General features: G+C 70.2%; 15 protein-coding genes. 9 read left to right on the plus strand and 6 right to left on the minus strand.

Annotated elements, in window-relative coordinates:
• Positions 1-184: 184 nt before the first annotated feature.
• The 3 genes from ACWCP0_RS40710 to ACWCP0_RS40720 form a co-directional block, all read right to left on the minus strand.
• Positions 185-427, minus strand: a complete 243-nt coding sequence (locus ACWCP0_RS40710) for an ATP-binding protein (protein WP_451083760.1) — start codon at positions 425-427, stop codon at positions 185-187.
• 10 nt (positions 428-437) lie between these two features.
• A complete protein-coding gene (locus ACWCP0_RS40715; RefSeq protein ID WP_451083761.1) occupies positions 438-1,091 on the minus strand; it encodes a DUF1707 SHOCT-like domain-containing protein in 654 nt (217 codons plus the stop codon).
• Positions 1,092-1,882: 791 nt separating this feature from the next.
• Entirely contained in the window at positions 1,883-2,398 is a 516-nt protein-coding gene (locus tag ACWCP0_RS40720; RefSeq protein ID WP_451083762.1) for an ATP-dependent DNA ligase, read from the minus strand.
• Positions 2,399-2,654: 256 nt separating this feature from the next.
• Between ACWCP0_RS40720 and ACWCP0_RS40725 the strand changes: the two genes are divergently transcribed.
• The gene (locus ACWCP0_RS40725; protein ID WP_451083763.1) at positions 2,655-3,188 is read left to right on the plus strand and encodes a hypothetical protein; all 534 of its coding nucleotides are present in this window, start codon (positions 2,655-2,657) and stop codon (positions 3,186-3,188) included.
• 208 nt (positions 3,189-3,396) lie between these two features.
• Positions 3,397-5,175 carry a S8 family serine peptidase gene (locus ACWCP0_RS40730; RefSeq protein WP_451083764.1) on the plus strand — a complete coding sequence of 593 codons (1,779 nt, stop codon included), beginning with the start codon at positions 3,397-3,399 and terminating at the stop codon, positions 5,173-5,175.
• Positions 5,176-5,259: 84 nt separating this feature from the next.
• Here ACWCP0_RS40730 and ACWCP0_RS40735 read toward each other — a convergent pair whose 3' ends face one another.
• On the minus strand, positions 5,260-5,517 hold the full coding sequence (locus tag ACWCP0_RS40735) for a hypothetical protein (protein ID WP_451083765.1): 258 nt from the start codon (positions 5,515-5,517) through the stop codon (positions 5,260-5,262).
• A gap of 333 nt (positions 5,518-5,850) precedes the next feature.
• Here ACWCP0_RS40735 and ACWCP0_RS40740 point away from each other — a divergent pair, with 333 nt between their 5' ends.
• A complete protein-coding gene (locus ACWCP0_RS40740; RefSeq protein WP_451083766.1) occupies positions 5,851-6,990 on the plus strand; it encodes a Gfo/Idh/MocA family protein in 1,140 nt (379 codons plus the stop codon).
• 84 nt (positions 6,991-7,074) lie between these two features.
• Here ACWCP0_RS40740 and ACWCP0_RS40745 read toward each other — a convergent pair whose 3' ends face one another.
• Entirely contained in the window at positions 7,075-7,506 is a 432-nt protein-coding gene (locus ACWCP0_RS40745; protein ID WP_451083767.1) for a MarR family winged helix-turn-helix transcriptional regulator, read from the minus strand.
• A gap of 403 nt (positions 7,507-7,909) precedes the next feature.
• On the opposite strand from ACWCP0_RS40745, the gene ACWCP0_RS40750 reads away from it, so the two are divergent.
• Together ACWCP0_RS40750 and ACWCP0_RS40755 are read left to right on the plus strand one after the other, a co-directional pair.
• Complete coding sequence (locus tag ACWCP0_RS40750) at positions 7,910-9,967, plus strand: FUSC family protein (protein WP_451083768.1); 2,058 nt, start codon at positions 7,910-7,912, stop codon at positions 9,965-9,967.
• 52 nt (positions 9,968-10,019) lie between these two features.
• Positions 10,020-10,985, plus strand: a complete 966-nt coding sequence (locus ACWCP0_RS40755; RefSeq protein WP_451083769.1) for a quinone oxidoreductase family protein — start codon at positions 10,020-10,022, stop codon at positions 10,983-10,985.
• An 873-nt stretch (positions 10,986-11,858) separates the two neighbouring features.
• On the opposite strand, the gene ACWCP0_RS40760 is transcribed toward ACWCP0_RS40755, so the two are convergent.
• Entirely contained in the window at positions 11,859-12,077 is a 219-nt protein-coding gene (locus ACWCP0_RS40760) for a helix-turn-helix domain-containing protein (RefSeq protein ID WP_451083770.1), read from the minus strand.
• A 678-nt stretch (positions 12,078-12,755) separates the two neighbouring features.
• Between ACWCP0_RS40760 and ACWCP0_RS40765 the strand changes: the two genes are divergently transcribed.
• The 4 genes from ACWCP0_RS40765 (at position 12,756) to ACWCP0_RS40780 (ending at position 17,928) form a co-directional block, all read left to right on the plus strand.
• Positions 12,756-14,897, plus strand: a complete 2,142-nt coding sequence (locus tag ACWCP0_RS40765; RefSeq protein WP_451083771.1) for a SpoIIE family protein phosphatase — start codon at positions 12,756-12,758, stop codon at positions 14,895-14,897.
• A gap of 1,126 nt (positions 14,898-16,023) precedes the next feature.
• On the plus strand, positions 16,024-17,154 hold the full coding sequence (locus ACWCP0_RS40770) for a hypothetical protein (protein WP_451083772.1): 1,131 nt from the start codon (positions 16,024-16,026) through the stop codon (positions 17,152-17,154).
• Between the two features lie 136 nt (positions 17,155-17,290).
• The gene (locus tag ACWCP0_RS40775; RefSeq protein ID WP_451083773.1) at positions 17,291-17,554 is read left to right on the plus strand and encodes a hypothetical protein; all 264 of its coding nucleotides are present in this window, start codon (positions 17,291-17,293) and stop codon (positions 17,552-17,554) included.
• Between the two features lie 2 nt (positions 17,555-17,556).
• The gene (locus tag ACWCP0_RS40780; RefSeq protein ID WP_451083774.1) at positions 17,557-17,928 is read left to right on the plus strand and encodes a fic family toxin-antitoxin system, toxin component; all 372 of its coding nucleotides are present in this window, start codon (positions 17,557-17,559) and stop codon (positions 17,926-17,928) included.
• Positions 17,929-18,251: the final 323 nt, after the last annotated feature.

Genomic DNA, 18,251 nt, shown 5'->3' on the forward strand with positions numbered 1-18,251 from the left:
CACGAGCAACCACACCACGCAACCCCCGCCACCCGCAACGCCCACCACAGCGACCCCGCCCAACGCCATGCCGAACACCGAGAACCGGCCGGAAGGGACGTCCAGCCGAACCAGCAAAGCCCGCACCCGGCGCCACGGCTCCCCGAACCAGGACAACTGCGATCCTCGGGCCCCGGCAAAACCCTCAGACACCAGCCAACGCCACGCCCACACACCACACAGCTACTGGGATCGCAAACAGGCACTGAAGCTCGCGCAGGCGCGCGTCATCGAGGGGGGCGTCGAAAACCTTCGCAGGGACGCCGCGATGCTCCGCCATGCCGATGATGATCACGCCGCCGATGTGGTTGGCGAAGGCGGCGACATCCTTGGCCAGCTCCTCGCGGCTCTTGGGCTCACTCGTGTAGTGAGCCTGCCGACAGTTCACAACGATGGAGTCAACCGCCTGCAGAAAGGGACGTGGGCCTGCGCAGCAGCCACTGCCCGAACGTCCGACGCGCGGGCCGTACCACCACGCGGCCGTGGGCCTTCTGACCGACCAGCTCCACTCGCAGAGTGACCGGCGTATCAGGATTCGTCGGAGTCTGACGGTACTTGACCCTGCTGTGTACCAGCTGCAGACCATCGGTATCGACCACGATGCCCGGCCTCGTGACCAGCGTCAGGGTCTTTCCCGCCATGTCCACGTCGATCCGCAGGGTATCCTGCGTGATCACGGCGTCAGTGAAGTCAAGCGTCACCTCACACCAGTACACCGCGAGCTCCAGCCTCCGCGGCACCACCCAGCGCCCCACGCGCTCGACCGCGCCGCTGTGGACCTGTTCGATCCGGACTACGTCCTTGACCTCTGCTCCAGTCATGCCACCCGTAGCCGATACGGGCGGCAGGTCAGCGGTGAGCGCGGCCAGTTCGCTCAGGGTGCGCGCCGACAGGGCAGCTTCCAGGCGCTCGTCCAACTCGTCCGCGGTCAGCAGGCCGTCCCCTGCCGCGATACGCAGCACATCCACCACCCGGTCCCGGTCCGCATGAGAGGCTCGCAGCTCGGGCGACGAGCCGGAGCGCTTCCCGGTGGGCGAAATCTCTTTCGACATGCTTCCGTCCTGGTCCTGTCGAACGTCTCCGCGCGACGCAGGCAGCGGCGCGAGTGGAAGACTAACGCTATATCGCGACATGGATCTCGGCTGGGCCCCAGGCGATGGTCAGCGTCGATTCACGGCATGCGGCATCCATCATGCCGAGGCCCGGTCGCGACAACAACCGCATCCCAGGGGCCAGTTCACTCTGGTCCCCGGGGCCGCTTCAGGGCGTCCGGAATGCGCAGAACCCTCACAAAACGGGGCCACCGCAGACCAACATGCTGGGGCCGCTGAACAACGTCAGGGCCACTGCCGACCTGCGCCTGCCCCGTAGCCGGCCGTCAGGTCGGGGGGCCTGTTGTGGCGGAGCGGTGTCGCGGTCGTCAGAAGCGCCTGGTGGCTGGAAGAGGACGGTGAGGGCGGCTTGCAGGGTCAGGGCGATGCGGTGGCGTGGCGGGGTGTCTATCAGGTTGTCGCGTCTGCCGACTTCTCGCTATCGCCGCGTGCCTTCAGGCTCACGACGAAAGCTCCTCCAGCCGGCGCGAATGCGGCCCAAGAGGCCACGTCTCCCCACTCTGTTCCGCTCATGCCGAGAGGATAGGGCAGTGACAAGTTACGAGACAGCGCTCGGCAAAGTTCATGCCGCGCCCGCGGACAGGAGTTCAGCTCGTCCGTACGCCACGCTGGGCCTGGAGGCGGGGATGCGTCAGGCGGTGGCGAGCGGCAGGAGAGAGGCGCCGAAGGTGCGGTCGGTGCCGGCGCGCTGCTGAAGGGTGCGTCGGCTTCCTCGGCCAGTCACGGCCTGATCAGGGGACGTGCGCCGCAGCTCGCCGACCGTGAGCGCGGCGAACGCCGCCCCGGCGAAGAGAATCCCCGTGTGGGCGAGGAGGCCGCGCTCCTCGTCTCGGCACCTTCAGTGCCGGACCCGTCGGCATTTTCAGCGTCGCCCAACAGTCCTTGACCGCGTGAGTGACCGCATCTGGGTGGTGCAGGCTCATGCGCTGCTGCAGCCGCTCGACCAACGGGCGCCCCACGTCGTCCTGGGCGACGATCTCCCCGTCGAGCACCGCCTCCGGTCCGGGCAGCAGCGAAGCCAGGGTCTGGAGTTCGGGGGGACTGGGCGGTGACGTCCATCCCGGTCTGGACAGCAGCCGTACGGTGCCGTCGGCGGGCAGGTGGGCGATGACCCGGGCGCCGTTGAAGAGCGTTTCGTAGGAGTACTCGGCCTCGGTCTCCGGCCTGGGCGGCGGTCCGACCACCGCGAGCATCGGCGCCAGCAGAGGCAGCATGTCACGAGCGCCGGTAAATGGGTGCACGCTCATGGTCCCAGCCTGCGCCCGGCAGCCTGCTTCGGCCGCCGCCCACTCCGCTCCCTCGTGCGTCGACACGCTGGTGAGCAGGGCGGACACCCACGGCTGTGCGGATCGTCAACGTGAGGGTCACCTGGCTCCGCCGCTTGGCGGTATGTCCCGGAATGTGTTCTTGGTCGGTTGGTGGTTTGCTGCTCGGTGGCGGCGGGCCGGTCTTGCTTGGTGCGCCGTTCGTCTGTGCATCCGCAAGCTCAAGGAGGAGTCCCGCATGTCCGTGTACACCCCGCAGCAGATCAGCCAGCCGCAGACCCAGCAGCCGTACGGACAGCAGCAGCTGTTCGGTCAGTCCCCGATCCCGCAGTCGCCATACGGCCAGCAGCAGCCGTGGGGCCAGCAGGGCCCGGGCCAGTTCGGCCAAGGTCACCAGCCGTTCGGCGCCCAGCAGGGGCAGCAGCTGCCGCTGCTGGTGACGGAGCTGTCGCTGCGGTGTGCGGCGACGGCGGTGAGCGCGGTGGTGGAGCAGCTGCGGATGGACCCGCAGATCCTGATGGGGATCCAGGCCCAGGGCCAGATTCCTCCGCACGCCTGGAGCCAGGTGCTGACCGAGTGCGCGCGCCGGATCGCGCCCGTCGTGCACACCGCGCTCGCGCAGATCACCGGCCAGGGCCAGATGAGCCCGTTCGGTCAGCAACCGCAGGGCCAGTTCGGTCAGCAGCCGCAGGGCCAGTTCGGCCAGTTCCATGGTCAGGGCCTCTTCGGGCAGCAGCCGCAGTTCGGGCAGCTGTCGCCTCTGAGCATGTGAGAACCAGGCCGGGCAGCATCCGTTCCCGCTTCTTCCTGTGGGGGAGTGGGCCTGCCCGGCCGGATGCCGCCGCACCAGGGCGGCGAGGCGACGGCGCGGCGGCCCCGTGGGCCGGGGAGCAGAGGGCACGCCACTCCCCGGCCGGCGGCCGTTTGGTGATCTCCCCGGGCGTGCGACAACTCTTTGTGTATGAGATGGCGGTTGTGTGATGAGTGAGCAGGGCGGCAACGGTGTGAGGCCGGGCAACGGCGGCAAGGGCAAGGCCCAGGCGCGGAGTGCCGCGGCGGCACAGCCCGGCGAGGTCGAGGACGGGGCGGGGGAGCCGAGCGGACGCCTCGGCGGGGAGGCACAGGCGCTGGGGTATGAACAGCGCCGGGGTGTGCGGGCGGGATGGGGCCGGTACTTGGTCGCGCCCCGCCCGTTGGGGCTGCTTCCTGGTGGGGTGCCGCCGATCGAGGCCTCGGCGCTGTTCGCCCTGCTGGAGGAGGACCCGGAGGTGGAGCCCGTGGCCCAGGTGCGGCCGTCGCGGTCGCGCGGTCTGGGGGCGATTGCCGAGCCGCACCCGGCCTGCCCGCCCGTCGCGGTGGTGACGATGGCGGAGGAGCGGGCCCGTGCCCTGGCGGCGAACCCGCAGGTTGTTGTGGAGATCGACCAGCCGCTGTCCTACACCCCGACCCGGCCGGTGGGCCTGGGACCGGTGCCGGTGATGGACCCCATGCTCGCGGTCACCCTGGAAGAGCCCGAGCAGCTCTCACTGCGGGTGGTGGGCGGTGACGGGGACGCGGTGGCCGGAGCGCACGTGTGGGCGATCGGCACCGGCGGCCCTGTCCACGGCGTCACCGGCCCCGACGGGCGGGTGACCCTGACCCTGGCCGCCGACACTCCCGAGACACTGCAGGACCTCTACGTCCGCCCGGTCGCCGGCTACTGGCCGGCGCGCACCGGCCGCCCCCGCCCTACCGACAGTGGGGAGGTGGTGGTGGAGGTGCAGGCATTGTCGGACACGTTCGAGGGCTTCCCCGGCCGGGCCGTGACCGGCTGGGGTGCGCAGGCGATGCGGCTGGACCAGATCCCGCCCAGCTACCGCGGCCACGACATCAAGATCGCCCTGCTGGACTCCGGGGTGAACACCGCTCACCCGGATCTGAAGGACAGGGTGCGGGACGGGCACGACTTCACCGGCGCGGAGAACGGCACCTGGGGCCTGGACGCCTGTGGCCACGGCACGTGGTGCGCCGGGATCATTGCCGCGGCGGACAACCGCACCGGCATCACCGGGATCGCCGCCGAGGCCGAGCTGCACGCGCTGAAGCTGTTCCCCGGCGGACACGTCAGTGACCTGCTCGAGGCGGTCGACTACTGCATCACTCACGACATCGACATCGCCCAACTCAGCCTCGCCCACGGGACCCCGTCCCAGCTCGTCGCCTGGAAACTCGCGGACGCACACGCTGCCGGGATCACGGTCATCGCCCCGGCCGGGGACACCGCCGGGCCGATCACCCAGCCCGCCGCCCTGCCGGGGGTCCTGGCGGTGGGGGCGATCGCGCATACCGGCACCTACCCGCCCAACGGCCCGCTCGCCGCGGTGCAGCCGCCGTGGCCCGGCCCGTATCCGGCGCCGTTCACCCCCACCGGTGCGGGGGTGGACCTGGTCGCGCCCGGCGCGGCGGTCATCACCACCGCCCTCGGCGACGGGTACACCCCGGCCGACGGCACCGCCATCGCCGCCGCCCACGTCACTGGCCTTGCCGCCCTCATGCTCGCCCACCACGACCACCTGCGTACCCAGGTGGTGCCGCGCACGGCGGCGCGCGCCGACCTTCTGTACACACTGCTGCGCACCGCCTGTCGCCCCCTGCCGGGCGCCGATCCCCGCCTGGGGGCGGGGATCGCGGACGCTCCCACCGCGCTCGGCATCCCGGCGAGCTGGCAGCAGGACTACCGGGCCGAGCAGGCGTACGCGGCGGCACACCACCGCAGCTGAAGGCACCACGCCGCCGTCACGGCTCCGTCCCCCTTGCCGTCATGCCGCCACAGCCAGGAGGGACGGAGACGGCCGCCGGGCCCCTCAGCCGAACAGGTCACGCACCCGGATGGTGCGCACCTTCAGCCAGCGGGCCCGGCGCGCCGGCAGCCGCTCGCTCGCCGCCGCAAGCGCCACGTCCTTGGGCATCTGCTCGGCGTGAACGAGCTGCCAGAAGTCGAGCCAGGCATCCGATTCGGTCGGGCCGTGACCGACCGCATCGGTGCCCGGGCAAGTGACGACGTAGCCCTTCAAGGTCAGCTCGACCGATGTCGCCTTCCGCTTCACGACGATCACCCGCATCACGGCGTCAGAACAGGTCAGGGACACGTAGCGGCGCAGGCAGGACGGCCCGCGTCAGTACCTGCCGGCGGGCGCCCGGCCTGCCACGACACCCCAGCCCTGATCTGCGCCCGTTCGGTGCGCCCAGTGCGCGGACCGAGAAGGGACAGAGTAGATATGGGGGTGTGGTGCTGATCCCACCGATCGAGCCGAAAACGCGACGGGAACTGGGATCGAGTGACTCTCAAGGCTGTGTCCCACATGGCTGTTGGTCATTTGGGCGGGGGCATGGGGAGTGCCGGGTAGGGCTTGACGTGAGAGAGCAGGCGAACAGGGACCCAGCGGGGTGCACACATGACATCCACTTCCCCTCGTCAGGAGCCGATTCGCGTCGGTGTTGTGGGTCTGAGCGCGAGCGGCGGGTGGGCGGCCACCGCCCATGTGCCGGCCTTGGCCGGGGTCGACGGATACGAGTTGCGGGCACTCAGTGCCAGCAGCAGCGAGTCTGCGCGGGCGGCCGGCGAGAAGTACGCGGTGCCGCTGACCTTCAGCAGCGCAGAAGAGCTGGCCCGCTGTGAGGAAGTCGATCTCGTGGTCGTGACGGTGAGAGTTCCGCAGCATCTGGAGCTCATCCGCCCTGCGATCGAGGCGGGGAAGATGGTGTTCAGCGAGTGGCCACTCGGTGCCGATCTCGCACAGGCCGAGGAACTGACCGCCCGTGCGCACCGCAGGGGGTTGCTCACGGCCGTCGGTCTGCAGGCCCGGTCGGCTCCGCCGCTTCGCTATCTGCGGGACCTGGTCGCCGAGGGCTACGCGGGGCGGGTGCTGTCGACCAGCATGCTCGGGTCAGGCGGGGTCTGGGGCGCCACGTACGACGACAGTCATGCGTACCTGCTGGACGTCAGGAGCGGTGCCACTCTGCTGTCGATCCCCTTCGGGCACTCGGTCGACGCGCTGACCATGGTGCTCGGGGAGTTCCGCGAGGTGTCGGCTCGCATCGAGAACCTGCGTCCCGAGGTCACCCACGTGACGAGCGGGGCGGTCGCGGCCAAGAGTGCCGAGGACCAAATCGCCGTCACCGGTCTGCTCGAGTCGGGGGCCGTGGCCGCGATGCACTTCCGCGGCGGAACGTCCCGTGCTACCCAGTTTCACTGGGAGATCAACGGCACGGAGGGCGATCTCGTCGTCAAGGCCGATCAGGCTCAGTGGTGGTCGGGGCGTCTGCGGCTGTACGGCGCCCGGGGAAGCGGCGGCACGTTGTCTGAACTTCCGGTTCCCCTCCACTACGAGCGGTCGCTGACGCAGTGGACCGAGCGAACCGCCGAGCCCGCCTACAACGTCGCCCACCAGTACGCGCTTCTGCGCGAGCAGATCACCGGGCGCCTCGCGCCGGACACGGACGGCGTTCCCGACTTCCTGCACGCCGTCCGACGGCACCGCATGCTGGAACAGATCCGGGACGCGGCACGGATCGGCCGAAAGATCACGCTCTGATAGCAGGACTCGTAAGAGCACGCGGCGTAAGGGGATTCGGCGGGATCGGTACGCCGGTCAGGCAGGAGGCGATCACTCACCCGGCTATTGGTCGAGCACGCGTCGGAGCAGCTTTTCGAAGGTGGTCAGCTGGGTGGGAGTGGCCGTGCTGATCGCGGTGAGGAGCCGGGCGGTGCCCTCGTCGAGGTGGTTGACGGTATCGACGCCCGCGGTGGTGAGTGAGATGCGCTTGGCGCGAAGGTCGTCGGGGTCGGGTTCGACGGCGATGAGGTCGCGTTCGCGCAGCCGCTGCACCACGCCTGTGAGGTTGGACGGGTCGCAGCCCATGCGCTGGGCCAGTTCACGGATGGAACCGGGCTGGGTGGCGGTTCCGAGAAGGATGGCCTGGGTCCGGGTGAGGCCGAGTTCGCCGGCGAGTGAGTCCATCTCGTGCGCGTAGGTTGCGACGAGCAGCCGCATCAGTTGCTGGACGGCCGCTAGCTGGGTGCCGGTGTCCCGTGGCTGCCTGGTTCCCATGGGTTGGCTGTCCTTACGTCCCCTTGCTGGTCGAAGGACCATGGTAACCGGGTGCCGGAAGGCGCAGAAGGTCGGTTCCACCCCCGCTGGGTTACATGAAGGCATCATGCATATCCAGGTCATTTTGCATGAGGCCTTCATGCATGTAGCGTGCAGTCTCGCAGGCCCGCGGCGCATCGCGCCGCCTCCGGTGCCCACGCCCGTTTGCCACTACCGGCGGTCACACCTGCCCGGACGCAGCGCGCCATTCCCAAAGGAGAAGTCAGATGTACCTGCTCAGGACGGTGGACCGTTCATGGCGCTGACCAACAATCCCGCGCCCCGAAGGGGCGCGGGGAACTGCGCGATCGATCGCTATTTCGGCTTCGACCCCGGAGGCGAACGCCTCCGCGCTGGTCTGAACATGGCGATCTCTGTACTGCTCGGACTGGGCGTCGCGGCCCTCTTTGAAGTGTTCACCCATGCCTTCGAGGTGGACCCTTCCTCGCCCGGGGCGGCTGCCGCCAACCACTTCGGCTGGCTGATGGCGCTCATGCTCGGCTCCACCGTCGCGATCGTGTCCAATTTCGTCGTCGGGGACCGCAGCGCCGGGGGCCGCGCGGTGACCTCACTCGTCGTCGCTGCCGGCCTGTGGGCGGGCGTCAGTGTCGCAGTACTCGTGCACGGCAACCGTCCCGCCTCGCTGGCCCTGCTCGTGCTCATCCCCGCCGTCGGCGCCTGGTTCCGCCGCTACGGGGCCCGAGGGTTCGCGGCGGGCTTCCCCGTGCACGTGGGCTATGTCGTCGGTTACCTGGCAGGTGACGTCGTCGGTACCAGCCAGCTCGGCTGGGCCGCCGTCCTGGTCGGCGCCGCGGGTGTCTCCACCTACCTGGTCGGCCTGCTGTTCCTGCCCCACCACGACCGCGCCACCCAGCGCATGCGGCGTTCCTATCGCGCCCGCGCCCATGCCGTTCTGCGACTGACCGGCGCGCTCATGGACGCACCCGGACGACACGTCGCCGAACAACGGCGTACCCGGCGGCTTCGGCGACGTGTCGTCCGCCTCAACGAAACCGCCCTTGTCCTGGACGCCCACCTCGCGCAGGACCCCGGCGCGGTCGAGGGCGCGGCGCAGCTGCGTCGTTGCCTCGGTGCGCACGAGCGTGCCGTCACCGCTCTTGCCGAGCTGGCCCAGCGGGGCGCGTACCGCGAGCTCGACCCCACCGCCCGCGCGACAGCCCGATCCATCGTCGCTGCCGCAGCCGGGCCCGATCGCGCCGCCCTCGCCCGGTTCGCCACCGCCGAGAGGCAGGCAGGCGCGGGAGGCGAAACGGGCGAGACCCTCGAGCGGTACCTCGAGGCCGCCCACACCCTGTCCGCCGTGACCGACCACATCAGTCGCAACGCGCATGCCCAGCGCGAACTCCCTCGGCCCGCACTTCTCGTCGGAGGCTGGCTCCCCGGTGCCGCCGTCGTCAACGTGAGGGCTTCCTCCCAGACGGGCCCCACCCGGGCCGACCGCGTCAGCCTGCACGGCGCGACGCGCGCCGCGATCCAGCTGGCCGTCGCGCTCTCCCTCGCCGTCACGTTCGGCTACCTCCTCAGCCCGTCGCACGTGCTCTGGGCGGTCATCGCCGTCTACGTGTCATTCCTCGGTCCGGCGAACGACCACGAGCAGGCCCGCAAGGCCGTCTTCCGCGTCGCGGGCACGGTGCTCGGTGTCCTCGCCGGCGACGGCCTGGCTCACCTCGTCGACCTGCGCATCGTCCCCACCATCGCGGTCATCGTCGCGGCCATGTTCGTCATGTCCTACCTGACCGTGGGCCGGATCAACTACACCCTTGTCGTCTTCGTCACCACCCTGGGCGTCACCCAGTTCTACGCCCAAGCCGGCGAGCTCAGCACGAAGCTCCTGATCACCCGCGTCGAGGAGACGGCCATCGGCGCCGCTTGCGCCATTTTCGTCGGCCTTGCCGTCGTCCCGCTGCGGAATCGACACGTCGCGAACCTCGCACTCACCGACTACCTCCGGGCCGTCGCGGAGACGCTCGACAACCTGCCCGCCCAGGACGGCACCACGACCCACACCCGTGGCCTCGACGCCGCCTTCCACACGGTCACCGTTACCGCGCAACCCCTCACCTCGTCACCCCTGCGCACCACCCGGCGCCGATACAGCCACACTCTCGACCTCATCCATCGCGCCCACCAGGCCGTCCGTGGCATCGCCCACAGCCCACACGATCGTGGCGACGACGCCGGTCGGATTCAGCACGCCACCACCCTGGCCCGGACCATCGCCGAACAGCTCCCCAGCAGCCTTCCCGACGCGGCGGCCCCGTCTCCTGCGAAGCGTCGTCAACCAGGCATGCCAAGCGCTGCTCAGGCGGAGGCCGACCGCATAGCCGACATCCTCGACCAACTCGCGCGCGCCCATGGAATAACCCACCACCCCGCCGACCGAGCCATGGCCACCGCATAAGACGCCCCCAACCCTTCGCCAATCCAAGCCATCTGAACGAGGAGTACCTGTCATGCGTGTCATTTCTGTTCCCAGTTTCGGGTCACCCGACGTCCTTCGCGTCGAGGAGCGGCCCGTTCCCGAGCTGTCCGCGAGCGAGGTGCTCGTCGAGGTCAAGGCCGCCGGCGTCAACCTCATGGACAGCTACATGCGTCGCGGCCTGATAGCGGGTCTCGAACTGCCGGCGCGTCTGGGGGCCGACGGTGCCGGGGTGGTCACCGCCGTCGGCGCGGACGCCACAGCCAGGATCGGCGACCGGGTCGCCTGGCAGTATGTGATGGGCAGCTATGCCGACGTGGTGGCGGTTCCGCACGAGCGCCTCGTCCCGATTCCCGACAACGTGACCTTCGAGGCCGCCGCGGGCGGGCTGATGCAGGGGCTGACGGCACACCACCTGTCCCACGACGCCGTTCCCGTTCCCAGTGGCACGGTGGCGCTGGTGCATTCCGCCGCCAGCGGCGTCGGCCGCATGCTGACCCAGCTGATCACCGCCCGCGGTGCGCGCGTGATCGCCACGGTCTCCCGCGCCCACAAGGCGCGCTCGGCTGCCGAGGCGGGTGCCTGGAAGGTGCTGGTCCGTGACGAGACCGAGGACCTGGGGGCTGCCATCCGAGAGCTCACCGACGGTGAGGGCGTGGACTTCGCGTTCGACGGCACGGGCCAGAGCCTGTTCGACGTCAGCATCTCGTCGCTGCGCTTCAAGGGTGTCTTCGTCCACTACGGCCGCGCGGGTGGAGCCATTCCGCCGCTGGATCTGTGGGTGCAGCCTAGCGGGGTTCGCCTGGTCCACGTCCGGGGCGACGCCCCCCACGAGTCGACCGACCAGTGGCGGCAGCGTGCATCCCAGGTGATGCAGTGGATCAGCGACGGCACACTCGATGTCCTGATCGACCGGACGTATTCCCTGGAGGACGCCGCCCAGGCGCACCGCGACATCGAATCCCAGGAGACCGTGGGCAAGCTGCTGCTCATTCCGTGACACGACGGCCGGTGGCCGAGCCGGGCGGGGGCAGATATCGATTACACGTTCGATATGTGGCCATAGTGTGGAGGGGTGGTTGTGCATCATCAGGCATCCCTGTTCGACTCTGCCCGGCAGGCCTCGCGCAGCTCCGGCACGGCGTCCACGATCCCGGCGTTCTCCGGCAGGAGTGCGGGCGCCGGCGGCACCACCGCGAGCTGCCGGAGGGCCCGGACCGTGCAGTCCAGGCCCTCGTCGCGCAGGTGTGATTCGCCGGCTGTTGGTTGGTGTGCCGGGTGAGGTTTGGCCTGGGGTGTTCGGGGCCTTCTGACGGCGGGTACCGCATGGACATGGACAACGGACGGCAAAGAACCCTGTCCATAACGGATCACCGCCGCGACCGAGGAAGGGTTCCATCTGCAAGAGCCAGGGGTGTCCAGCCGCGGGTGCTCGCGGCGGTCGGAACCGGGTGAAGTCACGGCGGGCCTCGAACAGCGACGGCTGGAGCCAGCCGCAAGTCGGCGGCGGCGCCGGGGTGAGGTCGGGTTTGCGCGGGCGTCCCGGGCGCCGCCCCTGCTTGCCGACGGGTGGGCCTGGCTGCCGCGGGCGATGGAGGTTGATGAGGAACAGCTGGTGGTGCCGCACCTTCTCCAAGTCGGGCTGCAGCACGGTGACTTCACCCCTGGCATCCTGGCTTGCCTGATGCCAGCACAGGCGGCAGGGCCCTACATCAGCCGCACCGCTCGGCGGCAGCCGCTGCACTCGGCGGGCTCGTCGTTGCGGCGGAAGCTCTGGCACGCGTTGCACACGCGGCCGGGCAGCACGCCCCAGCCGAAGCAGTCCGGGCAAGTGGTCGGCGGCTTGCACTTCCCCAAGGCAGGACGTAGGCCATCACATCGGCGGGAGCGAGCGCCCGTCCCGGCGGCGGGGCACCACCGCCGGCCCCGACGCGGTGATGGCTGTCCGCTGGACGGTCTCCTCGCCGAGCCGGGCGACCTTCTCCGGCTCGGGGATCAGCAGGTCGCCGATCTCGCAGCCGAGCACGACGCAGATGACGTCCAGGTCCTCCACCTTGAGGGAGAACCGGTGGCCGGACCATAGCCCGGACATCTCGTCGCCGTCGACCCCGCCGGCGGAGAGTCCACCGTCGGCGGTGTCAGCGGCTGGGTCCGCAGTTGGGAGCAGGTACCGCCGGGGCTGCGCCACGCGCGGCGGATCGCCACAGTCCGACGGCGCCGCGGCCGTCTGTGGGCCGTCCGACGGGGACCAGTAGACCAACGACGACCGCAAACGTGCAGCTCTCCGGCGAGCGAGGAGCGGAGTGGTGCCGCACCTCGCTGGACAGAGCATTCAATACCAGCTGCCGTGGTACCCCCGCGACCGCGCTGGATCTGTCGCTACCCGTCGAAGACGGAAAACGGGCCGCGCTGGAGCAGGTGCACGAGTTTTGCCGTGGCTCTAGCGTTGATAGTGAAGCGGTCGTGCCCTGGTCGGCTTCCGCGGCCAGTGGTGCCGCCGGGAGCGTCGTGCGCTGACGCGGCAACCACGACTGTTTGCCCTGTCCGTGGCCGAGGCGGAGCCGCCCGCGCGCAGCCGTCCTCGAGGGAGCGTCCGGGCATCCCCCTGGCGTATCAGGCTTCGCGGAGGTGATCGTTGACCAGTCGCGAGGAGCTGATGCGCGTAGGCCAGGACGGGACAGTCGTCGAGTGGAGTCGGCGGGCCCAGGAGCTGTTTGGCCGTCCGGCCACGCAGGTGCTGGGGCGGTCCGCGGTCGCGGCGACCGCGGGTGTGACGGCTGAGCTCCAGGTGCACGCGCAGGCGCTTGCGGACGGCTCCATGGTGTGGGTCGTACACGAGGCGCAGGATGGAGCGGACGACGAGTTGAGTGCTGCGGTTCTAGAACCGCTGTTCACCCAGTCGCCTCTCGGCCTGCACGTCCTCGACCGGCGGTTGCGCGTGGTGCACGTGAACGCCGCGACGCAGGCGATGCGCCAACCGGTGTCGGAGCCGATCAACGGGCTGAGCCTGAGCGAGGCGTACCACTTCGAGGATCCCGAGCACGAGGAAGCAGCCTTCCGGCGGGTGCTGGACAGCGGCGGTCCGTTGCTCGAACGGCTGGTACGCGGCTCGCTCGGACCCGGCCGGGAGCTCGATCGCAGTTTCCTGGTGTCCGCCTTCCGCCTCCAGGATCGCCACGACGTCGCCCTGGGCCTGGCTGCGGTCGTCAAGGACGTTACTGAGCTCGAGGCAGGCCGCCGTCGCGCCGCCATCCTCTCCCGCGTTCGTGACAGGGTGGGGCACATCCCGGACGTGGTCGCCACGTGCCAGGAGCTCACCGAAGCCCTGGTGCCCGCCTTTGCGGACATGGCGTGCGTCGACGTGGTGGCCGCGATCGCTCGGGGCGAGGAACCACCGCCGCACGCGTCGGCCGCCGGCGTGCCACTGCTGTGCGCCGCATATGCCGGTGGTCAGGACCTTCCGAACCGGGTGGAAGGCGAGCTGCGCCTCGTCAGGGAACGTACACCGTGCGCGCTCTCGCTGGCAGACCTGCGGCCGCGCCTCGTTTCAGCGGACGACTCCAGTTACTGGTTGGATACCGACCCCGCGCTCAAGGAAGCGATGCGCAACGCCGGTGCCCGCAGCATCCTGGTCGTGCCGCTGGCGCTGCGCAGCACTGTGCTGGGTCTGCTGAGCCTCTGTCGCTGCGGCACCTCCCTCCGGTTCGACCAGGGCGACCTGGCCTTGGCCGTCGACCTGGCCAGACACACCACGCTGTGCCTGGACAACGCCCGCCGATACGCCCGCGAGCAAGCCATGGCCGCCACGGTCCAGCGGCGCCTGCTGCCCCAGCGCCCATTCCCCCACACAGGGCTGGACACTGCTTGTGCCTACCTGCTCGGTCGCAGCACCGGGGGCAGCTGGTTCGACATCATTCCGCTCTCCAGCTCACGCAGCCTCCTGGTGATCGGTCAGGTGACCGGCGAAGGCATCCATGCCGCCATCGCCATGGGACAACTGCGCACCGCCGTCCAGGCGCTGGCCGCCCTCGACCTCGAGGCCGACGACTTCATGGCACGCCTCAACGACACCGTCCTGCAACTGGCCGAGGAGCGCCGCGCTCTGCCCACCGCCGACCTCGCGCACGGCGAATCGTTGATCGCCGCCTACTCCTACGCCGTCTACGATCCCGTCTCACGCACCTGCACCGCGGGCTGCGCCGGGCTCCCCGGCCTGCTCCTCACCGAGCCTGACGGAACCGTCAGCCCGATGGAGCTCCCCGACGGGCCGCTCCTGGGCAGTACGGACGTCACACCGTTCGCCGCCACCCAGCTCGACATCACCGAGGGCACCATCCTCGCCCTCGCCACACCCGTCCTGCTCGACGCCGTGGGCCCCGAGCGCCTGGGGCAGCTTCTCTCATCCCATCGCGGAGCATCGATGCAGGAGCTGTGCGACAGCATCATCTACGCTTCCTGCCCCAGCCAGACTCCAGAGGGCGACGCCATCCTCGTTGTGGCCCGCAGCCACAGCATTCCCCCCGACCGCACCATCGCCTGGAGTCTCGAGGCCGACCACCCGACACCCGCGTCGGCCCGGGCCATGACCCGGGACTGGCTCACCGAGCGCCACGTGCCAGAGGAAGCCATCTTCGCCGCCGAGGTCATCGTCAGCGAACTGGTCACCAACGCCATCCGCTACGGCACCCCACCCCTGAACGTGCGCCTGATCCTGGTGGACTGCACACTCACCACGGAAGTCAGCGACGCCAGCGCCACCAGCCCGCACCTCCGCCACGCCCGCGCCACCGACGAAGGCGGCCGCGGCCTGTTCATCATCGCCCAACTCGCCGACCGCTGGGGCACCCGCCACACACCCGAAGGCAAGACAATCTGGGCAGAATTGCGGACTACGGCAAACGAACAGAGCTGAGGCCCTGCGCGTAGCCAGGGAGGCGGTCGACAGCGTCCAGACGTGGTCGGCGGACCGGGTGGCGAACGCGTCGAGCAGCAGCGCCTCGGCGGGGGCAGGCCGTCGAGTGCCACGACGTCGAGGTGCGGCAGGACCCTGACCGGGCTCTGCGCCCCGACGGCGGGCGCCTGACCCGGCCGGTAGTCGTCGGCGCGCCCCGTCGCGTACGCCCCGAGCGGGTTCAACTGGATGGCGAGCAGCCCGTCGTAGCGGCTGAGCCGCTGAAGCCAGTCGGCGCCCCACATGTGGCGGAAGTCGTCCCGGGCCCCTTCCGGGTCGATGTACTGGACGTCGATGAGGCCGAGGGTGGCCGCGTATTCGAACAGCATGCACAGGGCGTAGCGGCCCTGCAGCACCGGCCAGTCGTGGTGTCCGTCGTATCCGAGGCTGCCGTACTGCGCGCCCGCAGGTGCAGCTTCCACAGCGCCCGCTCGGAGCGGACCAGGTACGGGTCATGGCCCGTTGCGCGCATCGCCTTGAACAGCTCGTCCACCATCACCCATGCCCCGGGCGGACAGCACTCGGCGGGCGCCGCACCCACCGCCTTGCGGCGCGGACCGGTCGCGCTGAGGACGTTCGCCGTGCGCTGCCTCTTGACCTCCTCGATGCGGCTGAACTCGTCCAGCACCCCGTGGCTCAGCCAGCGCCGCCGCAGGTGCCGGAGCGACATGTAGGCGGGCTCGGACAGAGCCTTGTGGCCCCGTGCGGTCAAAGCCAGGCGGCCGCCGGACAGTTCGGCGAGGCCGCCGGCTTGAAGCAGCAGCGGCCAGCCGAAGGCCCTGACCGCCTCGACCTCGTAGAAGTCACCGCCGGTGAAGACCTCGCCCAGCGCGCGGATCGTGGCCGCTGAGGGGCGCTTCGTCTTGTCGCTGCACCGCAGCCTGCCCGCTGCAGTACGGCCGCGAGCTCCGCCCCCGCCCCGTGTTCCATCGCCCGCTCGGTCCAGACCGCCGCCACAGCCCGCTCCTCCCCGGTACCGCTCGCCTCGGCTCACCCTACGGCGTTTGAGTATGACGTCCGGTCGGCTCCGGCCGCCTTGCCCGCTCCCCGTCCGCGGCCCACGCGCGGCGGCGATAGGGTCCGCCGTGTGAGCGCGTACCAGTACTACGAGTTCCAGGCCCTCGATCGTCCGCTCAGCAGGGAGGAACAGGAGCAGCTGCGGGCCGTCTCCACCCGGGCCCGGATCACCGCCACCAGCTTCACCAACTCCTACAACTGGGGTGACCTGAGCGGGAATCCGCGCCGTATGGTCGAGCGCTACTTCGACGCCCACCTGTACGTCACCAACTGGGGCACCCACCGCCTCATGCTCCGCCTGCCCAAGCAGACACTGGCCCTGTCCACGGTGCAGCTGTACTGCCTCGGCCACCACGTCGAGGCCTGGACCACCCGCACCCACCTCCTGCTCGACATGACCAGTGACGACGAGGACGGCGACTGGGTCGAGGGGGCCGACGACTCCCTGGCGGCCCTCATCGGCGTACGCGACGAACTCGCCACCGGCGACCCGCGCCCCCTTTACCTCGCCTGGCTCTCCGCGCTCGCCGCCTGGGAACTCGGGGACGACGACGAAGAGGAGTACCAGGCTTCCCAGGAGCCGCCCGTCCCGGCCGGCCTCGGCGAGCTGACCGCCCCGCAGAGCGCGCTCGCGGACTTCCTGCGCGTGGATCCCGATCTGCTCGCGGCCGCGGCCCAAGCCAGTCCCGCCGCGCCCAAGAAGCCGGCCAGGCCTACGAAGAAAGAACTCGCTCCGCTGATCGCCGCGCTGCCGCAGAAGGAGAAGGACGCTCTGCTGCTGCGGCTCGCCCTTGGCCCGGAGCCCGGGTTGCGCACCGAACTCCTGCACCGCCTGCACGGCACACCCACCCCCGCCGCCGTCCTGGGCCTCCGCTCCGCCGCCCAGCTCCTGGACACCGCCCACACCCTGCGCGCCGAACGCCGGCAGCGCGCCGAACACGAACGGGCCACCGCCCGCGCCCAGCGCCTGACCGCCCTCGCGAGCGGGGCCGACTCCGCCTGGCAGCAGATCGAGGGGCACATCGCCACCAAGAAGACGAGCGCCTACGACCAGGCCGTCACCCTCCTCGCGGAATTGCGCGACGCCTACGCCCACACCGGACGGCACACCGACTTCCAGCAGCGTCTGACCCGCCTACGCGAGGACTACCAGCGCCGCCCCGGCCTCATCCACCGCCTCGACCGCCGCGACCTCCGGTAAGCCCGCCAATCGGGCCGGTGATCCGGCCGCAGGACTCTGCACCGGCCCCCGCGCCGAAGGGTCGGCCAGGGAATGGCATCAGCGGGGCGCTCTCCATCCCACCCCCGACCTGCTACCACCCTGCTACCCTGCACTCATGAGCAGCTCGAAGAAGCAGACGCAGCTGCGGCTGGAGCCGGATGTGCTCGCCGCCGGGAAGGATGCCGCGGCCGCCCGCGGCCTGGACTTCAACCGCTACGTGGAGCGCCTCATCACTGAGGACACCACCGGGGCCCGCGCGGCCGGCATGGCCGCTGCCCAGCGCCTCATCGACGCCCACGGCTCCTTCCTTGACGACCTGGAAGCCGACCTCGACGCGCAGTACGGCCCGGCCCGGGACACCCGGGGCGCCGCTGCGTGAGCATGTCCCTGCACGTCGACCTGTCCTGGATTCTCGAAGTCGCCGAACGCGCCGGCCACCGTGATCCCGCACCCGACGACCTCGGTGTTCCGATCGCTGCCGTCGCCCGTCACCGCGCCGAACTGCTCGAGCAGCCCGTGTACGGCGGGCCCTACGCCCGCGCCGCCGCCCTGGTCCACAACCTCGGTCGCTGCCGCTGGCTCGAGCGCTCCAACCTCACCGTCGCCTGTGGCGTTGCCGTGATGTACCTGAACGCCAGCGGGATCCCCGTCGATCCCACGCGCGAGCAGCTCCGCGCTCTGGCCGCAGAGCTGTACGAACCGCGCTGTACCGCCGCCCGCATCGCGGAGCAGCTGCGAAGCTGGCGACCCTGAGGGTCGTTGGCGGTCGGTCGTTCTCGGCTCCGAGGACGACCAGTCGTTCTGGCTGTTGGTGACGGCGGGCTCTCACCGGGGTGACCTGGACCCCGTGCGTCACGCGCCGGAATCAGAACAGGGACTCCGTCTCCTGGCGGCGGCCGCAGCCGCACAAGAAACAGACGAGTCGCCCCACTCTCCGACACATCTTTCGTCAACTTCTCGGCCGTAGACGACCGAGCGTGTTGGCTCTGTCGTTTGCGCCTTGTCGCGCTCCCGACTGCCCCCTACGACAGGGCGGTCACGGGTCGCATCTACCAGCGAAAGGAGGTGTTCAGGTC

This window comes from Streptomyces sp. NPDC001970 (assembly GCF_053594115.1).

What these genes read in the sequence shown, in the direction of transcription:
- ACWCP0_RS40730 (WP_451083764.1), top strand. Translation starts at nt 3,397, where the DNA reads ATGAGTGAGCAGGGCGGCAACGGTGTGAGGCCGGGCAACGGCGGCAAG.
- ACWCP0_RS40720 (WP_451083762.1), bottom strand. Translation starts at nt 2,398, where the DNA reads ATGAGCGTGCACCCATTTACCGGCGCTCGTGACATGCTGCCTCTGCTG.
- ACWCP0_RS40780 (WP_451083774.1), top strand. Translation starts at nt 17,557, where the DNA reads ATGTCCCTGCACGTCGACCTGTCCTGGATTCTCGAAGTCGCCGAACGC.
- ACWCP0_RS40735 (WP_451083765.1), bottom strand. Translation starts at nt 5,517, where the DNA reads ATGCGGGTGATCGTCGTGAAGCGGAAGGCGACATCGGTCGAGCTGACC.
- ACWCP0_RS40750 (WP_451083768.1), top strand. Translation starts at nt 7,910, where the DNA reads ATGGCGATCTCTGTACTGCTCGGACTGGGCGTCGCGGCCCTCTTTGAA.
- ACWCP0_RS40745 (WP_451083767.1), bottom strand. Translation starts at nt 7,506, where the DNA reads ATGGGAACCAGGCAGCCACGGGACACCGGCACCCAGCTAGCGGCCGTC.
- ACWCP0_RS40715 (WP_451083761.1), bottom strand. Translation starts at nt 1,091, where the DNA reads ATGTCGAAAGAGATTTCGCCCACCGGGAAGCGCTCCGGCTCGTCGCCC.
- ACWCP0_RS40775 (WP_451083773.1), top strand. Translation starts at nt 17,291, where the DNA reads ATGAGCAGCTCGAAGAAGCAGACGCAGCTGCGGCTGGAGCCGGATGTG.
- ACWCP0_RS40760 (WP_451083770.1), bottom strand. Translation starts at nt 12,077, where the DNA reads ATGTCCGGGCTATGGTCCGGCCACCGGTTCTCCCTCAAGGTGGAGGAC.
- ACWCP0_RS40755 (WP_451083769.1), top strand. Translation starts at nt 10,020, where the DNA reads ATGCGTGTCATTTCTGTTCCCAGTTTCGGGTCACCCGACGTCCTTCGC.
- ACWCP0_RS40725 (WP_451083763.1), top strand. Translation starts at nt 2,655, where the DNA reads ATGTCCGTGTACACCCCGCAGCAGATCAGCCAGCCGCAGACCCAGCAG.
- ACWCP0_RS40740 (WP_451083766.1), top strand. Translation starts at nt 5,851, where the DNA reads ATGACATCCACTTCCCCTCGTCAGGAGCCGATTCGCGTCGGTGTTGTG.